At 43.5% G+C, this 23,055-nt stretch carries 25 protein-coding genes; 15 read left to right on the top strand and 10 right to left on the bottom strand.

Going from position 1 to position 23,055, the window contains the following annotated elements:
• Positions 1–155: 155 nt before the first annotated feature.
• From Q0144_RS09725 to Q0144_RS09685, 9 genes are all read left to right on the top strand, one after another.
• The gene (locus Q0144_RS09725; RefSeq protein WP_298063804.1) at positions 156–476 is read left to right on the top strand and encodes a hypothetical protein; all 321 of its coding nucleotides are present in this window, start codon (positions 156–158) and stop codon (positions 474–476) included.
• A 103-nt stretch (positions 477–579) separates the two neighbouring features.
• Positions 580–984, top strand: coding sequence for a hypothetical protein (locus tag Q0144_RS09720; RefSeq protein WP_298063801.1), 405 nt, complete (start codon positions 580–582; stop codon positions 982–984).
• 31 nt (positions 985–1,015) lie between these two features.
• Entirely contained in the window at positions 1,016–1,447 is a 432-nt protein-coding gene (locus tag Q0144_RS09715; protein WP_298063798.1) for a hypothetical protein, read from the top strand.
• 92 nt (positions 1,448–1,539) lie between these two features.
• On the top strand, positions 1,540–1,854 hold the full coding sequence (locus Q0144_RS09710) for a hypothetical protein (RefSeq protein ID WP_298063796.1): 315 nt from the start codon (positions 1,540–1,542) through the stop codon (positions 1,852–1,854).
• 13 nt (positions 1,855–1,867) lie between these two features.
• Positions 1,868–2,377, top strand: a complete 510-nt coding sequence (locus Q0144_RS09705) for a hypothetical protein (RefSeq protein WP_298063790.1) — start codon at positions 1,868–1,870, stop codon at positions 2,375–2,377.
• Between the two features lie 49 nt (positions 2,378–2,426).
• Positions 2,427–2,630: a hypothetical protein gene (locus Q0144_RS09700; protein WP_298063788.1), complete on the top strand. Its 204-nt coding sequence runs from the start codon at positions 2,427–2,429 to the stop codon at positions 2,628–2,630.
• A 230-nt stretch (positions 2,631–2,860) separates the two neighbouring features.
• Positions 2,861–3,343, top strand: coding sequence for a hypothetical protein (locus Q0144_RS09695; protein ID WP_298063786.1), 483 nt, complete (start codon positions 2,861–2,863; stop codon positions 3,341–3,343).
• A gap of 35 nt (positions 3,344–3,378) precedes the next feature.
• Positions 3,379–3,747, top strand: coding sequence for a hypothetical protein (locus tag Q0144_RS09690; protein ID WP_298063783.1), 369 nt, complete (start codon positions 3,379–3,381; stop codon positions 3,745–3,747).
• A gap of 11 nt (positions 3,748–3,758) precedes the next feature.
• Complete coding sequence (locus Q0144_RS09685; RefSeq protein ID WP_298063780.1) at positions 3,759–4,316, top strand: hypothetical protein; 558 nt, start codon at positions 3,759–3,761, stop codon at positions 4,314–4,316.
• A gap of 177 nt (positions 4,317–4,493) precedes the next feature.
• Here the strand turns inward: Q0144_RS09685 and Q0144_RS09680 are convergent, their stop codons facing one another.
• Together Q0144_RS09680 and Q0144_RS09675 are read right to left on the bottom strand one after the other, a co-directional pair.
• Positions 4,494–5,834 (bottom strand): FAD-dependent oxidoreductase, encoded by a 1,341-nt coding sequence (locus tag Q0144_RS09680; RefSeq protein WP_298063777.1) that lies wholly within the window; start codon positions 5,832–5,834, stop codon positions 4,494–4,496.
• 335 nt (positions 5,835–6,169) lie between these two features.
• Complete coding sequence (locus tag Q0144_RS09675) at positions 6,170–6,793, bottom strand: TetR/AcrR family transcriptional regulator (protein WP_298063774.1); 624 nt, start codon at positions 6,791–6,793, stop codon at positions 6,170–6,172.
• Between the two features lie 279 nt (positions 6,794–7,072).
• Between Q0144_RS09675 and Q0144_RS09670 the strand changes: the two genes are divergently transcribed.
• From Q0144_RS09670 to Q0144_RS09655, 4 genes are all read left to right on the top strand, one after another.
• Positions 7,073–7,711, top strand: a complete 639-nt coding sequence (locus Q0144_RS09670) for a helix-turn-helix domain-containing protein (RefSeq protein WP_298063771.1) — start codon at positions 7,073–7,075, stop codon at positions 7,709–7,711.
• On the top strand, positions 7,708–8,295 hold the full coding sequence (locus tag Q0144_RS09665) for a UPF0323 family lipoprotein (RefSeq protein ID WP_298063769.1): 588 nt from the start codon (positions 7,708–7,710) through the stop codon (positions 8,293–8,295). Before Q0144_RS09670 ends, Q0144_RS09665 begins: the two co-directional genes overlap by 4 nt.
• Positions 8,296–8,658: 363 nt before the next feature.
• The gene (locus Q0144_RS09660) at positions 8,659–9,843 is read left to right on the top strand and encodes a glutathionylspermidine synthase family protein (protein WP_298063767.1); all 1,185 of its coding nucleotides are present in this window, start codon (positions 8,659–8,661) and stop codon (positions 9,841–9,843) included.
• 618 nt (positions 9,844–10,461) lie between these two features.
• A complete protein-coding gene (locus tag Q0144_RS09655; RefSeq protein WP_298063765.1) occupies positions 10,462–11,394 on the top strand; it encodes a D-2-hydroxyacid dehydrogenase in 933 nt (310 codons plus the stop codon).
• A gap of 189 nt (positions 11,395–11,583) precedes the next feature.
• Here the strand turns inward: Q0144_RS09655 and Q0144_RS09650 are convergent, their stop codons facing one another.
• Both Q0144_RS09650 and Q0144_RS09645 read right to left on the bottom strand, forming a co-directional pair.
• Positions 11,584–12,729: a PepSY-associated TM helix domain-containing protein gene (locus Q0144_RS09650; RefSeq protein ID WP_298063762.1), complete on the bottom strand. Its 1,146-nt coding sequence runs from the start codon at positions 12,727–12,729 to the stop codon at positions 11,584–11,586.
• 49 nt (positions 12,730–12,778) lie between these two features.
• Complete coding sequence (locus Q0144_RS09645; RefSeq protein ID WP_298063759.1) at positions 12,779–14,749, bottom strand: TonB-dependent receptor; 1,971 nt, start codon at positions 14,747–14,749, stop codon at positions 12,779–12,781.
• Positions 14,750–14,858: 109 nt separating this feature from the next.
• On the opposite strand from Q0144_RS09645, the gene Q0144_RS09640 reads away from it, so the two are divergent.
• The gene (locus Q0144_RS09640; RefSeq protein ID WP_298063756.1) at positions 14,859–15,815 is read left to right on the top strand and encodes an AraC family transcriptional regulator; all 957 of its coding nucleotides are present in this window, start codon (positions 14,859–14,861) and stop codon (positions 15,813–15,815) included.
• Positions 15,816–16,035: 220 nt separating this feature from the next.
• Here Q0144_RS09640 and Q0144_RS09635 read toward each other — a convergent pair whose 3' ends face one another.
• The 6 genes from Q0144_RS09635 to Q0144_RS09610 form a co-directional block, all read right to left on the bottom strand.
• On the bottom strand, positions 16,036–16,839 hold the full coding sequence (locus tag Q0144_RS09635; RefSeq protein WP_005872862.1) for a transporter substrate-binding domain-containing protein: 804 nt from the start codon (positions 16,837–16,839) through the stop codon (positions 16,036–16,038).
• A 15-nt stretch (positions 16,840–16,854) separates the two neighbouring features.
• On the bottom strand, positions 16,855–17,658 hold the full coding sequence (locus Q0144_RS09630; protein WP_298063753.1) for a transporter substrate-binding domain-containing protein: 804 nt from the start codon (positions 17,656–17,658) through the stop codon (positions 16,855–16,857).
• A gap of 64 nt (positions 17,659–17,722) precedes the next feature.
• Positions 17,723–18,526, bottom strand: a complete 804-nt coding sequence (locus Q0144_RS09625) for a transporter substrate-binding domain-containing protein (RefSeq protein ID WP_297896997.1) — start codon at positions 18,524–18,526, stop codon at positions 17,723–17,725.
• Between the two features lie 20 nt (positions 18,527–18,546).
• Positions 18,547–19,356 (bottom strand): transporter substrate-binding domain-containing protein, encoded by an 810-nt coding sequence (locus Q0144_RS09620; protein ID WP_295150425.1) that lies wholly within the window; start codon positions 19,354–19,356, stop codon positions 18,547–18,549.
• A gap of 612 nt (positions 19,357–19,968) precedes the next feature.
• Positions 19,969–20,412 carry a copper resistance protein CopD gene (locus Q0144_RS09615; protein WP_298063749.1) on the bottom strand — a complete coding sequence of 148 codons (444 nt, stop codon included), beginning with the start codon at positions 20,410–20,412 and terminating at the stop codon, positions 19,969–19,971.
• Positions 20,413–20,621: 209 nt separating this feature from the next.
• A complete protein-coding gene (locus tag Q0144_RS09610; protein WP_298063744.1) occupies positions 20,622–21,941 on the bottom strand; it encodes a Na+/H+ antiporter NhaC family protein in 1,320 nt (439 codons plus the stop codon).
• Positions 21,942–22,028: 87 nt separating this feature from the next.
• Between Q0144_RS09610 and Q0144_RS09605 the strand changes: the two genes are divergently transcribed.
• Positions 22,029–23,039, top strand: coding sequence for a DUF475 domain-containing protein (locus tag Q0144_RS09605; protein WP_298063742.1), 1,011 nt, complete (start codon positions 22,029–22,031; stop codon positions 23,037–23,039).
• Positions 23,040–23,055 lie beyond the last annotated feature (16 nt).

Genomic DNA, 23,055 nt, shown 5'->3' with positions numbered 1-23,055 from the left:
GGCATTTGCTTACTTTAGCGCAAGATTCCGTGCCGAAACATTCGCATATACATCTGGATGAGTATAATTCGCTTGAGGGGGGGGCTCGGCGGAACTTATAAACCAAAAAGATACCGAGCGATAAAGATAAATTTTTATGCTAAAGGAAGGCGACAATGAGAGAAAAGCACATTGTAGAGTTATTATCCTCCGCAATCGAAGGAGACGGGATCATATCCGTAGTATTTAAATTTTTCCATATAGATTGGGGATACACGCTAGAGGAGCTCGATCTAATTATAAATTTTGGTATAAAAAATGGTGATCTTCTTATAGAAGATATGCATGATGAAAACAAGCGCTACGACAAAATAGATTGGCGGCTAGATAATGTGTATCAAGAGATCGTTATGGTAGATATTTACGAATATATGCCATTGCTATTTTCCAAACATCCGACGGTACCGAATCCTTATAGGCAGTTCATTACGGAATGAAATTTGCATATGACAGCACGGATAAAACTATAAAATTTAAAGGGTTAGGCGTATGGCGCAAATACGATGAATAAAGCAAAGCATAACGAAAAGAAGCAGCAAAATGTCAGATAGGATCGGCTATTTTTTTCTTGGCGTAGTATTCTTTTTATACCTTATAATTTTTGCAGTAAATAAAAATATAAAGATAGGCGAGAAATATATTAAATTTGATGATGCGGGTATTTTATGGGTATTACCCGCAACTGTATTTTTAATAGCGGGCATTTGCTTCTTTTACCTCGCCTTCCGCTCTGAAAAGAACATAAAAAGATATCCGAAGTATATGTGGTGTAAGGACTGCTGTAAATTTTACATGTACGAGGATGTCAAAGATACGGATCAAATTTGCCCGGACTGCGGCAAAAAGCTTACGGAGTATAATGACGGCGACTACCGGGAAAGAAACGCCTCCGATCAAAGGGCTAAAGCTCCAAAGATCAAAAAGCGTAAATTTAAAAAGCGATGAAATTTGATTTGTTATAGAGGAATATATAAAAATGCTAAATAGAATTTTCGCATTAATCGGCTTTTTTGCTTTTTTCACATGGGGACTGGCGGCCGCTCTATCGGGAAAAGTCGATATAAAACCCGGCTTTATGGCACCAGTAAAGCTTGATAGCGCATATCTGCGTACCATCATAGGAATTTTATGCTTTGCGGCGTGCGTTTTCTTTTTATATCTTGCTTTTCGCTCCGAAAAAAGCATAAAATATTATCCTAAATTTATGCGTTGCAAAGGGTGTTTTAAATTTTATAATTTCTCGGACGTTAAAGATAGGAGCGTTTGCCCTAAATGCGGAGGCGAGCTGCAAGATTATGCCGAGATAGAAAAATCGGATCAAATAGAAAAGAATAAAAAGCTTGAAAGATATTATAAATTTGAAAAAGAGTGGTTAAAGACGATAAAAAAGCAAGGAAGTGAGAAATAAAATGATAAATTACAAAAATATCGGTTCTATTTATGAGCTTAACTCTTTACCTAAAAGCAGCTCGGATATATTTGCTTATCGGATAGCACTTTATGGATAAGGTAGATATCTTTAGTAATATCACAACGGATTTTCTTATAGGCGTCAAGTGGATATTCTTCTACGCAGAGAAAGCGTCGCAATTAGAAGATATCTTTGATAGTTTTATAGAGCGGCACGATTTATTGGATATAGTTACATTGTCATACGGAATCGATGAAAAAACAGAGCTTGTAAATCTATTTTTATCTAAGATAACTCCAACAACTATGGGCGTATCAATATTAGATGAGAAAAATGCCGCCGAAAACGAGCTATTGCATGAAATTCTAAAAGGCGTAAATAATAAAAATGGCGATAAAATTTAAAATGAGGCGAAATATGCAGCAAAATGAAGAATTGTATTATTTAGTAGCTGGATTTCTATCCGATTGGTGCGATATAGAGCTGTTTTGCGATGAATTTTATAAGATGTATGATTTGGAATCGCAATATTGCGCAACCAATAAAGCGGAAGGGCAGGCATTAAAAGAATTGGATATGATGACGGGTAGATTTTTTGAGTTTGATGAAGATTTTAAAAAGGCTCCTAACGTATTTTTTAAAGAAGGCGAGATAAGGCAAAAGGCAGAAGAAATTTTTCGATTATTTTCTAATATCAAAATTTCAAAAGAGGAATTTTTTAGATTTTTGAAAGAGCAGAGAGGGTTAAATTTTCCGATTGGCGTTGATTTGGGCGAAGGCTATGTAATGTGCCCGAATTGCTCCAACGCAATGAAAGTAGATGGGCGCCAAAGCGTAATTACATGCGATAATAAATATTGTATCACTAAGTTTATCAATCCTTTAGCGAAATTAACGCTTGCGGAGATTAAGATTGGAAATGAATAAAATTTGATTTAGACAAAATAATTTAATACAAAATTTATGGAGAAAATAGATGCTTAATTTAGAAGAGCAGGAATTCCGCGTAAAGGGCGTTTATGATAATATAGAAGAGGCTTCCAGCATAAAGCAGCAAAAAATGTATTGGTTGAATGAGAACAACGTAGAGGGCCATATTTCATCGTATATAGAGCTAATGTGCACACTTTTGATGATTTTGATTTCGACGATTTTGCAAAAAATACGGCTTGTCGTTTAGGATTCCCGCCAAAACTTATAGAATTATTGCAAGAATTTAGAGATGCTATAAAAAATTATCAAGCCAAAGACGAAACCGATGATCGCGCCATTATAGAGGATCCAAATTGGCATATCGTAGTAGAAAAGGCACGAGACGCCATAAAAGAATGGGATAAATACGATTTAGGCTCGAACGATAGAACATTCAAATTAAATTAGGTAGTAAAAAACAAAAAATAGGATTTTAATATGATAAAAAATGAATTTGAATTTTTAATTGCCTCCGTGCCGGATAGAGAAAAAGTAGTAGCCGAGATTTGGCATATGGACAGAGAGGTTTTAATACAGATCAACCATGAAACAAATAAGCTTTTAGTCGCTGCTACCGAGACTCGGCATAATATCAATTTTTACGAGCTTATATGGGCGCTATATGCCGGGGGATTATGGCTAAAAGATGGGAATCAAAGACCGAATTTTACGGAGCAATTTGAGAAATTTTCAAAAAGAAACGGAAGATGCTCGAAAAATATCTTTAAATTTACAAGATATGAAAATAAAGTGAGTATAGAGCATAAAGGAAATGTAATAGCCCGCGTCATAAAAGAAGGTGGCGCCCTATCGGTGGGTTTGTTAAATTTTGGATTTGTATTAAAAGACTGCGTAGAGCTCGAAAATTTCGTACGGGCTTTGCAAAATTCTAGGAAACTGCTAGATAGCGCGGACGGCTAAGTATCACAGCTAAAAACATTATAAAGGATAATAAAATGACCGATTATTTCGTAAGAAAAGAAAGCGCGATAAAATTAAATAAGCTTTTAGGGTTAGATTCGACGGGAGATGAGCAAGATTGGGAGCTAGAATTAGCAGACATCGGCAAAATTACGTCTATGCTAAATCTACTAGAAAACAAGACATTAAATTTCCACGATAAGATTGCTCTGTCGCATTTAATTGTCGCTTCGTTTGAGAAAGAGGATGAAGAGCTAGGCACGGTAGACGGGGATAGAATTAAAATATTTGCCGACTTTCTGGACGATAACTTGCAAATCAAAAATATCATACGAGAATACTGGGTAGTTGCGTATGGGAATTTGAGTAAAAATTTAGCCTATTTGATATTTGGGGATAAATAAAGGATTAAATAATGCAGCCCAAAATTAGAAATTTATGCGTATCACTGGAAAATAAAATTTTAAATTTACGTTCTCTTGATCCCGAGCAAGTATGCTGCTGCATAGCGACATGGTTTATTGAAAATAAAATTTTATTTCGTATGAAAGAATACGACGGTTGCGGCTTGGACGAGCTGTTAAAGTTAAATTTTAAAGATTATCCGACCGAGCTATCGATTTACGGCGACGGAAAAGCAAAGAAATTCTTTGGCGTAAAGATCATCAAATCGGACAAATACCGCTTGATAAATAAAATTAGAGCGCTGAAAGATCAAAAGAGCTTAAGACTGGTCTACGAGGAATTAAACTCGATTATATTCGATAGCTTGGTAGTTAGCGTGGATTTGGACTTGGCATGCGAATGCCCGCAATGGTCGCCTAGCGATTATAGAGTTATGTTGAATGAAGCGACGGACGAAATCGTTTTCGCCTGTATAAACTGCGAGAAGAAATTTTATCCGCATACTCTTACCGAGTGCCGAATAGATTGCGATCTTGCTATTCCTAAACGCGAATATTTTATCAATTAACTATTTCAATCATTTCTTTTATAGCTAACTTTTGGTAGCCAAGAAAGAAGTGGACGGTAAGGGCTCAAATTATTTAACCCAGTCTAAATTTAACCCGCCCCTACGCATTAAATTTCACGATAAATTTACGTCATGGCGCCCGGGCATTGCCAAGCCCGAGCGCCGTAAATTTCAAATTTAAAACTGTCCGAAAAGATCGTTCAGCGCCTCGCTGATGCTAGGATGCGTAAAAATTTGATTTTTGAAAAAGTCCGCCTTCGCTCCCAGCGCCATGGCGATCGCCAGCTCATTAACGATCTCGTGCGCGTTTACGCAGTGAAGCGCCGCGCCTAAAATTTCGCCGCTAGCTGCGTCCACGACCGCTTTCATCATTCCCTCGTCGTGCGCTACGACCTTGGCGCCGGGCACCGCCGCCATCGAAAGCTTCAGCACCTTGATCTCGCGCCCACTCTCTCTTGCCTGCCTCTCGCTAAGGCCGATGCGAGCTAGCGGCGTGCGGGTAAACAGCACGCTTGCATGCGGCGTGCGATTTTTCGTAGTGCGCGCGCCGTCTCCGAAAAGCGCGCTAAAAATGATCCTGAAATCATCCAGGCTCGTGTAGGTAAACATCTCGCCGCCACGCACGTCGCCTGCCGCGTAGATGCCAGCAGTCGAGCTTTGCAGATGCTCATTCGTGATGATATTGCCGTGCGCGTCCGTCTGCACTCCCGCAGCGGCTAAATTTAGCTCACCCGTATTCGCGCGACGACCGAGGGCGTATAAAAATGCATCCGCCGCGATCAGCCTGCTCTCGCCCGCGAGGTTAAATTTTAGCTCCCCGCCCTTTAAACTCAAAAACTCGCAGCCCTCGATAATCTCTACGCCTTGGGCCTGCAGAGCGGATTTGACGCTGGCGACCACGTCCTCATCCTCGTTTTTCATAAATTTCGATCGCATCAACACGCTGACTTTCGAACCGAATCCCGCAAACATCGAGGCAAACTCAAGCCCGATAAATCCGCCGCCGATGATTACTAGATGCTTCGGCAGGATCTTTAAATTTAAAATTTCTTCGCTGCTATAAGCGATCTGAGAACTTACCTCAAAGCTAGGCTCGACCTCCCTCGAGCCCGTATTTACGACGATCGTTTCTGCTGAAATTTCACGTGTTTGTCCGTCAGGACTTAGCACGCGCACGGAATTCGCGCTCGTAAATGAGCCCTCGCCGTCGATTACGTCGATATTTGGGCTTCCCTTTAGCATGGCTAAATTTTTCGCCCTCAGCGCCTCTACGAGCTCGTCCTTTTTCTGCATACTCAGTACGAAATACTCCCCGAGCACGCTGAAATTTACGAAGCCTGCTTCCTTGCTTGCGGTAATTAGCCGCTTGGTCGGGATGCAGCCTACGTTGATGCAGGTGCCGCCGTACATCTGCGGCGAGCGCTCGATGAGAGCGACCTTTTTGCCCAGTGCAGCGGATTTTGCGGCAAGGGTTTTACCCGCTTTGCCAAAGCCTATTACGATGATATCATAATCCATTTTTTATCCTTTTGATCTGAAATTTCGCGGGATTATAAGAGGTTTTATTAAATTTAAAATCTGAGTGGCGCAAATTTAAAGGCGCAGACAAGAGGCGCGAAATTCCACGATGAAATTCTAACTGCAGCACGGAATTTAATACGGAAAATAAAATTTTGGCTCTAATCGTTTTAAAAATTCTGCGCCGATAGAATTGCAATTCTAAGCGCGGGATATGCGGCGTTTTATAGCGCTTGGTAACAGATAGAATCCAAGCTACAAAATTCTAAGCCCCAAACCGCTCATAAAATTTAAAGGTGCAAAAAGCGCGGAATTTACGCCGTAAAATTCCGCCACTAGCGCTTTTTTACGCCTAGCAAAAACATATCGATGCGATCCTTGATTAGCTCGCTCGCTTTGAAATTTAGCTTTTCGTCGAAAAACAGCAGCCTGCTAAAATGCGGCTCTCTAAGCAAAAAGCAAAAATATAGCGCTAGGCTTTTTGCCGTGCGCCCGGGCGCAAACTCGTTCGCATGCGCCGCCAAATACTCATCTAGCGCATTCGGCGAACCTAGCACGCCGCTTTTTAAAAAGATTTTTGGGCTCTCGCTAAGCGCACCGTTAAAGCCGCTGAAAAGTATCAATCGATAGAATTTTATCGCCTCCGGAGCGAAAAGAAACTCCAGATAAATCCCTGCAAACTCCTGCAGATACTCACGCAATTTTAGGTCTTTATTGATTCGCATGCGCTCGTTCATTCGCTCGTCGAGCTTTTTACTTTGCAGTTCGATGATGCGCAAAAATAGGCTTTCTTTGTTATCAAAATACTTATAAACCGACGATAGCGAACCGCCGCTAAGCTCGATGATATCGCTTAAGCTCGTAGCCTCGTAACCTTTGGCTAAAAACAGCTCCAGCGCCGCGTCTAAAATGAGCTTACAGCGAATTTCGGATTTTTTATATTTAGGCGATTCGGGCATTTCGCCTCCTTTGAAATACTAAAATTTTTTCATAAGTGTATAAAAAATATACTTAATTAAGCAACATTATTGGACTAAAATTTTAAAACCTCAGCAAAAAATAATTTTACGCGGCTTTTGCGAGCGAAGTGAAATTTTATATCGTGTGGGCGCAAACAAGCGGAATTTATCGCGCGCCAGCTGCGGCAAGGCGGAATCTATCTTTGTAAATAAAGCGTTTAATGCCTATTTTAGGCAAATTTAGCAATAATTACCTAAAACGCTAAAAGGCATCTTTGTATGAAAAAAGTCTCGATCGGCGAAGCAGCCGAAATTTTAGGAATTTCAAAAGAAGCCGTCTATAACCGCATCCGTAGAAATTCCTTGCGCGCCGAGGAAAGCGGCGGCGTACGCTACGTGCTTTTAGATGATGAAATACAACAAAGCGAGCCCACTTCGCAAAACTCTGCGAAAAGCCCGCGCACCAGTGGCACAGCTGGCACTCAAAGCTTCATCGACTATCTCATCAAAGAAATCTCCGAGCTAAAAGGTAAAATCGAAGCGCTGCAAAGCGATAAGGACAGACTTCACAAAGAAAAAGAGGAAATTTTAATCGCTTCGAAAGATGAAATCAAGCTGATGTATAAAGAGCGCGACGAGAAGCTCAGATATTTTTTGTCGTTTTTCGACAAACCGCTGCTTTCGAGCAAAAGCCGCGAAGCCAAACCCTACGATGTCGAAATCAAAGAAAAAACCTTCGATCGCAGCGAATGGACGAGCCTTGCAAAATTCGTAAAATCGCTCAAACGCAAAAAGCGCCTCAAAGCGCAAAGCCTAATCATCGAAAACATCGGCAAGAGCGAGTTTATCCGCGTCGAGGGAAACGAGCTTTTGATAAATCAAAGCTTAGATATAAAATCATTGAAAGGAAAAAAATGAAACTACGCAAAATCGCTAGCTATGCGCTGGTAAGCGGCTTCGGGCTCGTTATGGCAGGCTCGTTAGCGGGCTGCGACGACAAGGAGCAGGAGCAAAACGTCCGTCTGCAAGAAGGCGCGCTCGTGCGGCTTGAAGAGGTCGCGCCGGGAAAATATAAAATTTTAGAGGAATTTCCAAGCGAAAAAACCCAGATTATCTTAAGATCGCTCGACGGCACGGAGAGAATTTTAAGCGATGAGGAAACCAAAGCCCTTCTAGCCGAAGAAAACGCCAAAATCGACGCCGGCACTTCAAATTTAACCAACCAAAACGCGCAGCTTAGCAGCGGCGGCATGAGCCTGGGCGAAGCAATCTTGGCAAGCGCTGCGGGCGCCATCATCGGCTCGTGGATCGGCGGTAAGCTATTTAACAACCCAGCCTACCAAAGTCAGCGCCAAACCGCCTACAAAAGCCCGAGCGCCTACTCCAGAAGTGTAAATAGCTTCAATCAAGCAAAGCAGCAAAACGCCAAAGCGCGAAGCGGCAAGAGCGGGTTTTTCGGCGGAAGTAAGAGCGGCAAGAGCGGCGGATTTTTCGGCGGCTAAGCGCGCTTTGAAACATACAGCGGCTCTGCGCGGCGAGTTAAATTTAGAGCTCAGAATTTTAAAATTTGCGCCAAATTTAGCATTGATTTGACGTGGGTTTTTCAAAAACGCGCTGTAAAGCTCGGCTAAATTTCATCGCTTCTGTCGCGCCCGATCTGTACCAGTCTGCGTGCCGTTTAATTTAGCCGCATATCTCGTGCAGCTTAAATTTATGCACGATCGCCGCGTATGATCTACGCTAATTAAATTTTGCCGCGTGCCTTGCGCACTTTAAATTTACGCGAAATCGTATGCGTATCAAAACTAGCAAAAGCCGCAAAGATCGCGGCGCAAATGGATTTAAATTTTAAAAAAAGGATAAAAATGCAACTAAAAAAGATAACGCCGTTAAGCAACGAGTATCTCGAAAAGCTCGGCTTTTACTGGCACACGGACGCAGACGAGACCCCTTACGTCAGCGACGAGATCGTGCGCGTGAGCGCCGCGGAGGCGGATGCATATTACGAAGCGGCGAACGAGCTATACGAGATGTTTGTCGCGGCCGCGCAGCATGTCATCGACAATAACCTCTTCCACGAGCTCGGTATCCCCTTCAACCTCGTAGATCTAATCAAACAAAGCTGGGAAAACGAGGTTCACTGGCACCTATACGGGCGCTTCGATTTCGCAGGCGGGCTGGACGGCAAGCCTATCAAGCTGATAGAATTTAACGCCGACACGCCTACGGCGGTGTTTGAGACGGCGATTATCCAGTGGGCGATGCTCAAAGAAAACGGCATGGACGAGGCGAGCCAGTTCAACGACCTCTACGACGCGCTGCGCGATAATTTCAAGCGACTCGTGGTGCTTGACGGCGAACTTGAGGATTTTTCTAAATTTTACGAAGGGTGGAAAATTTTATTTAGCAGCGTCGCGGGCAACGTCGAGGATGAAAAGACGACGAAGCTTTTGCAGCAAACCGCGGAGGATGCGGGCTTTAAGACGCGCTTTGCCTACGTGGACGAGGTGGAATTTAACGACGAAGAGGGCGTGTTTTTTGACGGCGAAAACTACGAGTATTGGTTCAAGCTAATCCCTTGGGAAGCGATCGCGATTGAGGAGGGCGAGCTTGCGCTCATCTTAAAAAACATCGTGCAAAATCAAAAGGCGATCATCCTAAACCCCGCATACACGCTGCTTTTCCAAAGCAAGGGGATTATGAAAATCCTGTGGGATCTGTATCCGAACCACCCGCTGCTGCTACAAAGCTCCTTTTCGCCGATCATCGGCAAAAAGATGATCAAAAAGCCGTTTTTGGCGCGCGAGGGGGCGAACATAGCGATTTTCGACGCGGACGGCAGAAAGATAGAGGAAAACGGCGGCGAATACGGAAATCAGAAATTTTTGTATCAGGAATTTTACGAGCTCAACAAAGACGAGCGCGCCCAGAGCTACCAAGCGGGGGTGTTTTTCGCCTATGAAGGCTGCGCGCTGGGCTTCCGCAAGGGCGGCGAGATACTCAATAATCTCTCAAAATTTGTGGGGCACTACATCGAGGATGCAAAGTAGCGGCGCAGCAAATTTTATAAAATTTGAGAAATTTTAAGGCGGAGTATTTTGGCGATAGCTTTGGCAGCAAGGCTCTCGCGGCGGTAAATTTTATCGCCGCTCAACGGTAAAATTTAACGCTAGGAAGCTACGGCGAAATTTAACGTAGCGGCACGACCAAAATTCTGCGCGGATAAATTTCGTGCAGGTTAAATTTGCGTAAGTTGAAATTTCGTGCAGAGTAAGATTCGCGCGAGCTAAATTTAAAATTTAAATGCGAGCGGCAGCAGCGATTAAATTTATCTCTCGCTTCTGCGCAAATTGAAATTTTAAATTTAGACGCAGGTTTCAGCGGCGGTAAAATTTAACGCCTGCTTCGGCATGAATTGGAATTTTAAAATTTAACGCCCCGCGCGCTGCGAGCATTAAATTTCGCGAGGACAGAATTCACGATAGTTAAATTTTGCGAGAGTAAATTTTGCAATAGTAAAATCTCGCGAGCAAATTTCCGCAATAGCTAAATTTGCAGAGTTAAAATTTGCCGTTTAAGCGCCGTGCTCCGAATCGCGCAATGGAATTTAACGGCTAAATTTAGCCGCGCTGCTACGACTTAAAATTTTTAAACGCAAAGGGGAAAATATGAAAATCGTATGTTTGGATGCCGCGACGCTGGGAAGCGATGCCGATCTTAGCGAGATCGCGAACTTAGGCGAGTTTGAAAGCTACGAGATGACGGAGCCCGCGCAAACCGCACAGCGCCTAGCGGGCGCTGGCGTCGTCATCACCAACAAAGTCTTAATCACGGATGAGATCATGGCGCAAACCGCGCTTAAGCTGATCTGCGTCAGCGCCACTGGCACGAATAACATCGACATGCAGGCCGCGCAGGCTCGCGGTATCGCGGTGAAAAATGTGGCGGGCTATTCGACGAACAGCGTCGTGCAGCAGACCTTCGCGTCGCTGTTTGCGCTAACCAACGCGCTCGGATACTACGCGGATTACGGCAGCAGCGGCAAATGGTGCGAGAGCGAAATTTTTACTCACATTGACGCGCCCATCAGCGAAATTTACGGCAAAGAATTCGGCGTTATCGGACTTGGACAGATCGGCGAAAAGGTCGCCCGCATCGCCGCTGCGTTCGGCGCAAACGTGAGATACTACTCCACCAGCGGCGCGAACGACAACGGCGAGTTTGCCAGAGTGAGCCTGGACGCGCTTTTAAGAGCCTGCGACATCGTCTCGATCCACGCCCCGCTAAATGAAAAAACGGCGGGATTGATCGGCGAGACGGAGCTTGCGAAGATGAAAGAGGGAGCCATATTGATGAATTTCGGCCGCGGCGGCATCGTGGACGAGGAGGCGCTAGCTCGCGCCGTGGACGAACGAGGCTTGCGCACGGCGCTTGACGTGCTGCAAACAGAGCCGATGAGGGCGGATCATCCGCTTTTGCGCGTGAAAAATCGCCGCAACGTCGTCATCACGCCTCACATCGCATGGGCGAGCATAGAGGCCCGCAAACGGCTGATAAAGATGATCGCGCAGAATATTAGGGATTTTATGAGCGGCAAATGAGCGCGGTCGAAATGCCGGAGCAAATTTAATAAAATCAAGATGCGGCACAAGGCCCACAAAGACTCTGCACGCAGTATTTCAAAGCGCTGTATATAAAATTTTATTAACTGAAAAGAAGCGATACCGCTTCGGATAAAATTTTAAATTTACGCCACGGATAAGCTATCTCTCCGCTTTGAATTTATAGATTTATCTTTTCTTATAAATTCTTTTTATGCTCATCCAAAATCCCGTAACTATGAAAAATAACACAGAAATCGCCGCTACGCAAAATAAGAACTTGCCCGCCTCGCCAAAGATATAGCCCGAATGCACGCTCAAAACGGTTTTATGTATAGCAAACGGGCGCGGCATAGTGCTTTTCGCATCATCATAGCGAGCATGCCGCAAGATGCCCTTTTTAACATTTACACTCATCGTGTTCATATGCTCTTCGCTCTTTTCGCCTCTATCGAAATAAAAGATCATAAAATTTTCTCCATCTTTTTGAGCGATAATATTGAAGAATTCATAGTTTTCACCGCGTTCACGCTTAAAAATATCAAATGCCGTCTGCAAATTTAAAATTTTATCTTCATCCTCAAGCGAAAATCCTCGCACTTCGGTAAAACTCGTTTTTCTAAAAATTTCCTTTTCCCCTAGCGCTCTGTTGGTGATTTTGGCTATCCAATCATACGACCAATAAAGCCCACTAGCGCTTATCGTAAGCAAAACGGGTAGCAGCAAAACTCCGACCGCGCCATGCAAGCTATATAAAAACGCATAACCTCTCGCTTTAAAATTTATCCTAAATGCGCGTAAAATTTTCCCTCTAAAGCTAGGATAATAGATCACCACGCCTGAAATTAAGACCAAAATAAACATAACCGTGCTAAGCGCCACGATATTTTTGCCTATTAGCCGCAGAGTTTCGTTTTTGCTTAGCCCAAATCCCAGATTGGTATGTAGGTTTAGCATTACGCCGATAAACGTATCGCCTATATTTTCCGAAGTAATTTCGCCGTTATAAGGATCTATAAAATATGATTTAAACTCGCCGCTAGAATCTGTACCGGAAAGCCTAATCGCCTCATTTTTATTTTGAGGAATTCTATAATAACTGAGCGTAAAACCGGGCTTGACTTTTCTGAAAATATTTAAAATTTCGGCGGGTTCGAGGGCATCTTTTCCACTCGGACTCACGAAAGATTTGCTTTGATTTAACGCATCTATAATCTCGTCGTGATACGAGATAATAGCGCCGCTAAGGGCTATGATTAAGATCGGCACACAGCATATAAGCGTCAAAATAAGGTGGACATTGAACCAAAATTTTTTCCTTTTTAGAATCGCCATTAATTTCCTTAAATTTTAAATCCGTGGACGAAATTTATACGCCGCGAATTTAAAAATTCACGTTAAATCCAACCTGCGCCTTCATCCCGTCTACGACCATCATTTGGTAATTTCCCGAGCGCGTTAGTACGAATTCGTTGAATATATTATAAAGCGTAAAATTTAAACTTGCGTCTTTTGTAACTTTATAGCTCGCGCCCAGATCAAAAAGTGTGTATGAGCGGATATCCTCATCGTAGCTTAGGCTATCGCGCGTCCTACTATAATAATTTATTTGCGACCATAAGTTTAGCTTCGAGCTTACGTCGTAATCAAATCCTAGCTTTACCGAATGGATTGGAAAATTATTTAAGGTTTTACCCTTCTCGCTACCCGTTTTTTGCTCGGATTTCGTATAGGCGTAGTTTGCATGCAGCTTCAAATTATCTAAAATTTGATAATCGCTACTTAGCTCTAGACCCCTAACCTCGGCTTCTCCGATATTTATAGTGTCCCAAATACCGCGCCTGTAAGTTTTGCCGTTATGTACGCAAGGATTTCCCGGTCTTGGACGGCAAATTAATTTGGTAGAAATTCCATCTTTGATTTCGGTATAAAACGCAGTAGCACTAAAGTTAAATTTATCGTTATCGTCGTAAGAAAACCCGCCTTCGTAGCTTATGCTGCTTTCAGGCTTTAGAGAGCTTCTGCCGATCTGCGCTCCCTGACCTCCTGCAAACGGCAGGGCAAGGCCCTCGCTACGCTGCTTAATATCCGGAGTTGAATATCCCGTCGAAACGCCGCCTTTAATAGAAAAGCTTTCGTTTAAACGATAAACGGCATAAGCGCGCGGCGATATATGGCCGCCGTAGTCCTTATCGCGGTTATATCTGATTCCACCGGTTAGCGTTAAATCATCAGTTAGATAAAAATCATCCTCGCCGTAGATCGAATAATCCCATCTTTTGACATTTGCCTCATCTGCGGTAGTGGCGGCTTCGTTTAATCTCTCGCTTCGGTATTGCACACCCAAGCTCAAAGCATTTGAATCGAAAAAATATGAGCCTTTAGAATTTAGCGTAGTCGTTCTAAGACGCAGATCCTGAGCACCGCTTTCTTTCATGCTATCGTAATTTGCGTAGCTATCTATCATAAACTTATCGTATTTTCCCTGATGAGACAGACTTGCAGTGTAGCCTTTCATATCCTCTTTCGCAATATCGTTATTGCCTCCAGAGGTTGTTCGCGTACGCCCGTATGTACGCCTAAATTTATTATTTACTTTACGATAATCAAGCGCTACCTCATCGTTTTGCGTTACGTTATACATCAGTTTTGCGCCCATATTCGTCTCTTCATTATTTCTATTTGCATAAGGCTCTTTGTCCTCTATCTTTTCAAAAAATCTGCCGTAAAGTGCGATACCTAGCACGTCCGGGACGATAGCTCCGTTTAGATAAAAACCCGTTTGATAATCACCTTTTATTTGCGATTTTTTGGCAAAAGTATAGTATCCGTTTACATTGCCGCTAAGCTCATTTGAAAAGCCCTTGGTGATGATATTTATTACTCCGCCCATAGCGTCGCTGCCGTAAAGCGAGCTCATAGGACCGCGTATGACCTCTATGCGCTCTATCGCATTTGCGGGAGGCAAGAAATTCTGGCTACTGCCAATACTTCTCAATCCTTTATAAGCGCTATCGCTAGTCGCGGGCTTGCCGTCGATTAAAATTTTCGTATATTTTTGAGATAGGCCTCTTAGGCTTATGCCTTTTCTAGATGCAGCACCTAGCGTTGCGGTAAAGGCACTTGGCAAATCTTTTAGCATTGCGGAGATATCTTGGTAGTTACGTTTTTGTATCTCTTTTTGCGTAAGAACGGAGATAGAAGCGGGTGCGTCTTGAATATTTTGCCGATAGCCGGTAGCACTGACTACGGTAATTTCGCCCAAATTTACGCTTTTGCCTTGTTTTTCTAACTCACTCGATATCCCAGCTGTCGCTATAGCAGTGATCAGCGATAATTTATATATTGCGCGCACAAACGCCCCTTTTCTTATTAAAATTTAAACTCATTTTACTATAATAAGATACGCATTATCAAGAAATACTAAACGGTAGAGGGATTTTTTTAAACGCTAAAGGGATAAGATGAGCAAGGAGATAAGTTTAGACGATTTTTTGCAAAAAATATCTAACGACATTGAGCCGTCCAAGCAATGCGGGTATAACAAAACCGAGCTTAAAAGCGAAAGTATAAAATTCAACTTTAGCTCTTTTTATACGGGCGGAGAGATAGGATATTATAGCAGCGATATAATTTGCAGAGATTTTCTTTTACATCGCCACGAACGAGGCAGCCGCTATTCATTTTTATTTTTCAATACGGGCGAAAATCCTATCTGCTTCAGATCGGATAAAGATCAATTCGTTTTAAATAAGGGCGAGCTTTGGCTCGGAACTATGCAAAGCAAATTGCGTGGTGTTCACGAGCTTGAAAATAAACACTATAAAAGCTCATGCATAGCGCTTAGCACCGCTTTTGCGAATGAACTAGGAATTTTAAAAAATTTGAATTTAGATCAAGCAGTTTGCATGAAGAAATTTAAAACAAGCGCCGTGCAAAATATCATCCTTAAAGAAATCGAAAATGCCGCGATATACGACGGCAAAATGCGCGAAATTTTTATGGAAAGTAAAATTTTAGAGATGCTTTATAGAAGTTTTCATAAATTTAATGAGCCCGAAAATGCGCTTAGACTTGATGAAAATCGCATAAAAATAGTTCAAAAAGCAAAGAAAATATTACTCGAAAATATGCAAAATCCACCTAGTATTAAAGAGCTCGCTCATCTTTGCGCCACGAATGAATTTGCACTAAAAAGGGATTTTAAAGCATATTTTGGCACGAGCGTTTATGCGATGCTGACAAATGAACGGCTTGAGATTGCAAAAGAGCTATTAAGTCTAGATCAAATCAGCGTAAACGAAGCCGCCAAAATGGTCGGATATAATAATTTATCGCATTTTTCTAAAATTTTTAGGACTAAATTTAACGTGCTGCCGACGCAACTGAAAAAGGATATAAAATTTTACTACTCGGATTAGAATTTCGCACGACCGACTATCTTTTAGAAGCCACAATCTTTCGTAACTGCATATCAAAATCTCATAAAATTTTATATCGCAACCGGACCCGCAAAAATACGGAATTTAAATTATAAATGCCGCCGAAGCCTTGGCGACAAAGCAAGCTGCGATCAAATATCGCGGCTGCGCGTATGTTTGGATGTCAAAGGGCGCCTTAAAATTTTAAATACATCTAAATTTAAAACAGGCTATAAACCTCATCGAGCGTGAAGTGCTTTTTATCGATCTTGCCGCCGTAGTATGGCTTGATATCCTCGTCAAAAGCCTTATGGAAAAATTTCGCTTTATACATTTTTACCAGGCTGCTATTAACCGCATCAAGTAACTCGGTATTGCCCTTAGATAGGGCAACGGCGATATAATCTACCTTGCCAAGGTTGATGATTTTTGCATCAAGCGCGGCATCGTTTCTAGCGTATCCGAGTACGACCGTATTATCGTCGGCAAAGCCTATGCCCTCGCCAGCCTTTAGTCTGGCGACGCATTCATTCGCATCGGCACATGTCGCAATCTCATAGCCCGCGTTTTTGAAGTGCTCCTCGGCAGTTGTGCCTTTAACGCTTAGGATTTTTTTATGCGCGATCTGATCGATTCTTGAAATATTATCGTCCTTACGGCTTAGCACGCCGATCTGCACTGAATAATACGGATAGGAAAAATCAACTTTCTGAACGCGGTCTTTTGTGACGGTAAGCTTGGATATGATGAGATCTACTTTGTTTTGCTCCAGTGAGGGAACGCGATCTTTAGATGCTACGGAGATAAAGTCGATTTTGATCTTTTTATTGCCAAATAGATTTTTAACTAGCTCGTTTGCCAAATCAACCTCAAAGCCCTTCAGCGTACCGTTATCATCGAAGCTAAACGGAGGCTGGGAATCTTGCAAGCCTATGCGAATTTCGCCTGCTTGCTTGATATCTGCTAGGGAATTAGCGCAAAGCGCGCCAGCACCCAGCAAAATACTTAGTAGAATTTTTTTCATATTTTGTCCTTTGAATTAAAACATTTTATAAAGATCATCTAACAAGAAATATTTTTTCTCAGCCTTGCCTTTGTAAAAAGGATCGATGCTGTCGTTGAAAATTTTCTTGAAAAAGCCATTTTTGCTGAGCTTGACAAGCCCGTCGTTTAGAGCGTTTAGCAAGTCATCGTTACCTTTTTGCACCGCGATAGCTAAAAAGTCCGTCGTGCCTAAATTCTTGATATTTACCTCTACCTTGCGATCTACGACCGAATAGCCCAAAACTACCATATTATCGTCCGCATAGCCGCTGCCGCGACCGGATTTTAGCGCGCGGAAACATTCGCTCGAACTAGCGCATGAGATAACCTTAAATCCTTCCTTGCTAAAATAATCAAAAGCCGTAGTGCCGGGCTCTGCTAAAATTTCTTTATCTTGTAAATCGTCTACGGTTTTTATATTATCATCGGTGCGAGTTAGCACGCCGATATTTACGCTAAAGTAAGGATTTGAAAAATCCACTAGCTTCTCGCGCTCTTTCGTAACCGTGATGGCTGCGATATCCAAATCGACCTTGTTATCTTGCACAGCTGTGATACGATCATTGCCTAGAGTTACGACATATTCGATTTTGCCGCCCTTATCGCCGAAAATTTCCTTTGAAAGCTCTTCAATAAGCGAAATTTCAAAACCGCTGTATTTGCCGTCCTCGGAGACGCTAAGCGGCGGCAGTGAGCCGTCTATTCCGATACGAATGAGCCCTTTTTCTTTGATCTGCGCTAAAGAGTTAGCAAATAACGAACACGAAGCGATTAACAACGCAAATATAATCTTTTTCATAAAATTCCTTTAAATTTTACTAAAATTTGCCAGCGAATAGAATTCCATCCATCGCCGCTTTAAATCAAAACAAGCTGTAAAGATCGTCCAGCAAGAAATACTTTTTATCAATGGTGCCTTTATAAAAAGGCTCAATACTCTCATCAAAAATTTTTGTAAAAAAACCCTTTTTACTTAGCTCAATTAGTCCCGCATTTACCGCGTTAAGCAGCTCGGTATTGCCCTTTTGCACCGCGATGGCCAGGAAGTCCGTCGAGCCTAAATTCTTGATATTTACTTCGACTTTGCGGTCGACTACAGCGTAAGCAAATACAAGTAGATTATCATCGCCGTATCCGTCGCCCTTACCCGATTTTAGATCATTAAAGCATTCATTCGCGCTCGCACACGGTACTACGTTATAGCCCTGTTTCGTAAAGTAATCAAACACAGTAGTACCGGGCTGCGCCAGTATAGTCTTTCCGTTTAGATCGGAGACCTTTCTGATATTATCGTCGCTACGAGTTAGCACGCCGATATTTACGCTAAAGTATGGATCGGAGAAATCTACCAGCTTCTCGCGCTCTTTTGTAACCGAGATTAGTGCGATATCCAAATCAACTCTGTTATCCTGCACCGCTTTTATACGATCATCGCCTACCGTTACGACATATTGTATCTTGCTGCCTTTATCACCGAAAATTTCTTTAACAAGCCCTTCGATTAAGAGTATCTCAAAGCCGCTATATTCGCCAGCTTTAGCGACACTAAACGGCGGAGATGAGCCATCTATACCGATTCGAATAACCCCTTTTTCTTTGATTTGAGTCAAAGTGTTGCTAAGAAGCGAACACGCAGCCAGCATTAACGCCAAGATTATCTTTTTCATAGCGTCCCCCTTTTTTAAAATTACAGCAAGCTATAAAGATCATCCAGCAAGAAATACTTTTTCTCTGCAGTTCCTTTGTAGTAAGGCTCGATGAAATTATCGAACGAATTTTTGAAAAAGCCCTCTTTGCTTAGCTTGATTAGCTCGCCGTTTAGAAAATCCAAAAGCTCCGAATTGCCCTTTTTCACACCGATGGCTAAGAAATCCGAAGTGCCTAAATTTTTGATATTTACTTCAACCTTTTTATCTAATACCGGATAAGCCAGCACGACTAGGTTATCGTCGGCATACCCGTCGCCCTGTCCGGCTTTTAGCGCCTTATAGCAGGCGTTTGCGTTATCGCATCTGGCGATATTATAGCCTTGCTTTTCAAAGTATGTTTCTGCGGTACCGCCGCTAAGAACTAAAATAGTTTTATCTTGCAATTCATTTAAGGATTTAATCTTATCTTCGACGCGGGTCAAAATGCCTATATTGACGCTAAAATACGGGGTCGTAAAATCGATCTGCTTCTCGCGCTCCGGAGTTACGGTAAGAGTTGCAATAACCGCGTCGACCTTATCTTCTTGTAGGAATTTTATACGTTGATTTGCAAGCACGGAGGTAAACTCCACCTTTCCGCCCGATGGAAGCATATCTTTAGCGATGGCATTTGCCATATCAACCTCAAAGCCCTGATGCACGCCGTCTTCTATCTTGCTAAACGGCGGCTGCGCGTCATAAACGCCTATTCTAAGTACTCCGCTACTTTTGATCTCGGAGAGCGACCTAGCGCAAAGCGCGCTACTAGCCAAAGCTGCGACGAGCAGACTTAAGAGAAATTTCTTCATCCTTTTCCTTTCTCATAAATAATTTCAAAACCATTGCCACGGCTACGGGAAACCTCAAAATCCCGCCCGAATGGCAAGCAGACATTAAATTCGCCCGCAGGCGAAAAGCAATTTTAGCTTTTTATATCTTTAATGATTATTAAATAGTAAGTAAAGTCGCCAAATAAATTCGCTTTTTCATTATTTGCTTCGATTTTGCGCGAACTTCTTTTAGAATTCTTATCCGCGTCCTAGCGATAGAATTTAAAATTTTTAAAATTTTGCAAAATTTTAAAGTCACGGAATTTTACAAAATTTTCAGCGTAGGATTGGGCGAGAAATTTTACGAGCACTTTAAAGCTTGCGATGAAATTTTAAAATTTTATAAGATCAAATCTTGCAGGTTGCATTTGGCAAAATAGCACAAGAAAGGAGTGGAATTTTAAAATTTCGTGCTTTGGTGCAGACGCGGCGGAATTTAAAATTCTTAAATCCCTATGCCCGCTCGATAAATTGGAATTTTAAAATTTTTAGCAAGCGTCGTATTTTAAAAGCAAGCAAAATTAAATCTTTGCCGCGTTATAGAATTCCACGATAAAAGTGCGCGGCCAGCGCTAAATTTTGCGCTATAAATCATACTACAAACATCAGCTTGGCGCAAAGCACGATGATGAAGCCGAATACAAAAGCGATTTTATGGATATTTGCTCGTAAAAACTCAGGCGCGGGCCTTCCCATCGCGCGGCAGCTTAAATTTATCGCTACGCACACGGCGATGATGAGCGCGAGCGTGACCTTTAGCATAAAGATTTTTTGAAGCGGCGTGCCGAAATATCCGCCGTTAGTGCTCCCGACCCAGCGGCTCATCATCATTCCGCCGGTGATTATCAGCGTAAAAAGACAAACCGGCATGATTTTAATCGCGCGCGAGCCGATCGCTTTTTTAACGCGCTCAAAATCCGCACCCAGCGTGCCTTTAAGCCGCATAAAAATCACGACGTCGAAAAATATGTAGCCCAAAAAGATAATGGCGCAGATGAGATGGACGATCTGCACGTAAGGGTAAATTTGCTCCACCACCGCTCCTTGCTATGAAATTACGCCCATTTTATGTGAAATTTCAAATTTTAGCAATGATTTTCATCAACGCGCCGCGAGCGGTTAAATTTAAGTAGATCGCGCGAGCAAATTTAAAAGTAAAGCCGCACAGCTAAATTTAAAAATGACCGCATTCGTAAATTTATAAAATTTACGAGCAACGCCACGCGGCTAAATTTTATAAAATTTCAAAGCATCATCGAAAAGATTATGCCGAATATGATTAGCGGGATATTAAAGAAAATAAAGGTCGGCACGCAGGTATCCCACATATGGCTATGCTCGCCGTCGATATTCAGCCCCACGGTAGGCCCGAGCGTGCTATCGCTCGCAGGCGAGCCCGCATCGCCGATACCCGCAGCCACGCCGATGATAAAGATCGTCGCCGCCGTACTAAAGCCCAACTGCGCGGCTAGCGGGCAGTATATCGTAGCGATGATAGGGATCGTGCCGAAGCTCGAGCCGATACCCATCGTCACGAGCAGTCCGATGCCGATCATCAGCAGCGCGCCGCCGAGCTTACCGCCGCTTAAAGTGCTCGCTACGTGTACCAGCTCGTTCACGCCGCCGGTTTCTTTTAAGATCGTGCCGTATCCTGCGGCGATCAGCATCAAAAACGCGATGTAGCCCATCATATGCACGCCTTCGTCAAATACGCTATCGAGCTTCTTCCACTCGATGCCTTTGCTAGCAAGCATTACTAAAATTCCGCTAAGCGCGGCAAACGGAAGCGATTTAATCCAAATTTGCACCGCGAAGCACACCGCGATGCCCGCTAGCGCGCCCCATTCGCGCATACCCATCTTAAGCTCGCTAAAATGCGCATCCAGGCTCTGTTTGGTTTCGGCATACTCCCTCGGCTTGCGGTAGCAGATCACGGCTAGGATGAGGCCCGCGAGCATCGGCACGGCGCTTAGCCACATCACGCTCGATATATCGCTTAGGCTTACTGCGATGCCGTTTGCGTTCATATTTTTTTCGATTAATCCCATAAAGATAAGTCCAAATCCCAGCGGCAGCGCCATATACGGCGTCTGCAGGCCGAACGTCAGCGCGCACGCTACGGCGCGGCGGTCTATCTTTAGCGAGTTCATGATCTTGACTAGCGGCGGGATCAAAATCGGGATAAAAGCGATATGCACGGGGATTAAATTTTGTGAGAAGCACGCAAAAAAGGCGATCGAAAAGATAAAGACGTATTTTTTGTCGCTGATTAAATTTGCCACCGCGCGCACCAAAATCGCCGTTAGGTTGGTCTTTGAGATCGCGCTTGCGATGACGCCTAGCAGTAGATACGAAAGCGCGGTTTCTAAATTTCCGCCCATGCCGAGGCTGCCGGCGTTTTCGGGGTTGCCGTTTATGAATAAATTTATGGCATCGCCCAGCGGGATCTTGCTTGAGAGCACGGCGCATATCGTGCCGATTAGGATCGCGAGCATTACGTTGCACCTCAGCAAGCACAGCGCGCACATCACACAGATACTGATAAATACGGGATTGGTAAGCATTTTTTGCCTTTTTTGGAATTTTTGCAATTATATAGAATTTAGGGCTAAATTTTGCTAAAATCGCGCAAAAAATCGGCTAGGACGATGATGAAATATTTTTACTCCTCTTTTGTAGTAAGCCTAATTGCGCTTGCTATCGCATTTTATATCGGCGGCGCGGGTGCCGCTTATATCTGTGCGCTTTTGTGCGCGCTGGAAATCAGCCTCAGCTTCGATAACGCCGTAGTCAATGCCAAGGTGCTAAAAGATATGGCGCCGGTGTGGCAGAGCAGATTTATCCTCTGGGGCATTCCGATCGCGGTTTTTGGCATGAGGTTTTTATTCCCCGTGCTAATCGTTGCCGCAAGCGCGCATCTGGGTCTTTGGGAAACCCTCGTGCTAGCGCTTAAGCAGCCGCACCGCTACCATGAAATTTTAAGCGAGAACGAAGCGCAAATTTACGTTTTCGGCGGCGCGTTTTTGCTGATGGTCTTTTGCGATTTTTTCTTCGATGCGCAGCGCGAGCTACACTGGCTGGGCATAATCGAAAATAACGGGCTCGTGCGATTTTTAAAGCGCATTCCAAACGCCCCCACGCTGATCGCTCTAGCCGCAGGGCTCGTGCTGCTTGCTAAAACGGGCTCGGCTACGCTAGGCGCGGCGTATTTCGGCGCGATCTTACTCTATCTGCTCATCTCCTGTTTCGACCGCCTTTTCGGCACGGACGGCGTAAAAAACGGCCTTGCGGGCTTTTTGTATTTAGAAACTCTGGACGCGAGCTTTAGCTTCGACGGCGTGATCGGCGCGTTTGCGCTAAGCGATAATATCTTCATCATCATGCTAGGTCTCGGCGCCGGTGCGATGTTCGTGCGCTCCATCACGCTGTATCTCATCGCTCGCGGCACGCTGTCTCACTTTGCGTATCTGGAGCACGGCGCGCACTATGCTATCGCGTGTTTGGCGTTTATAATGTTTGCCAAGCTGAAATTTGAAGTAAGCGAAATCATAACGGGCACCGTGGGGATATTATTCATCGCGCTATCGCTCCTTTCGTCGGTGCTCTACAACCGCCGCAATAAACGCAAACTAATCGAAACGATCGCGGGAAACAACGAGTAAAATTCTATGATAACAA

Source organism: uncultured Campylobacter sp., from assembly GCF_938045345.1.
GTDB lineage: Bacteria > Campylobacterota > Campylobacteria > Campylobacterales > Campylobacteraceae > Campylobacter_B.
This window is presented reverse-complemented; position numbering and strand designations above follow the sequence as displayed.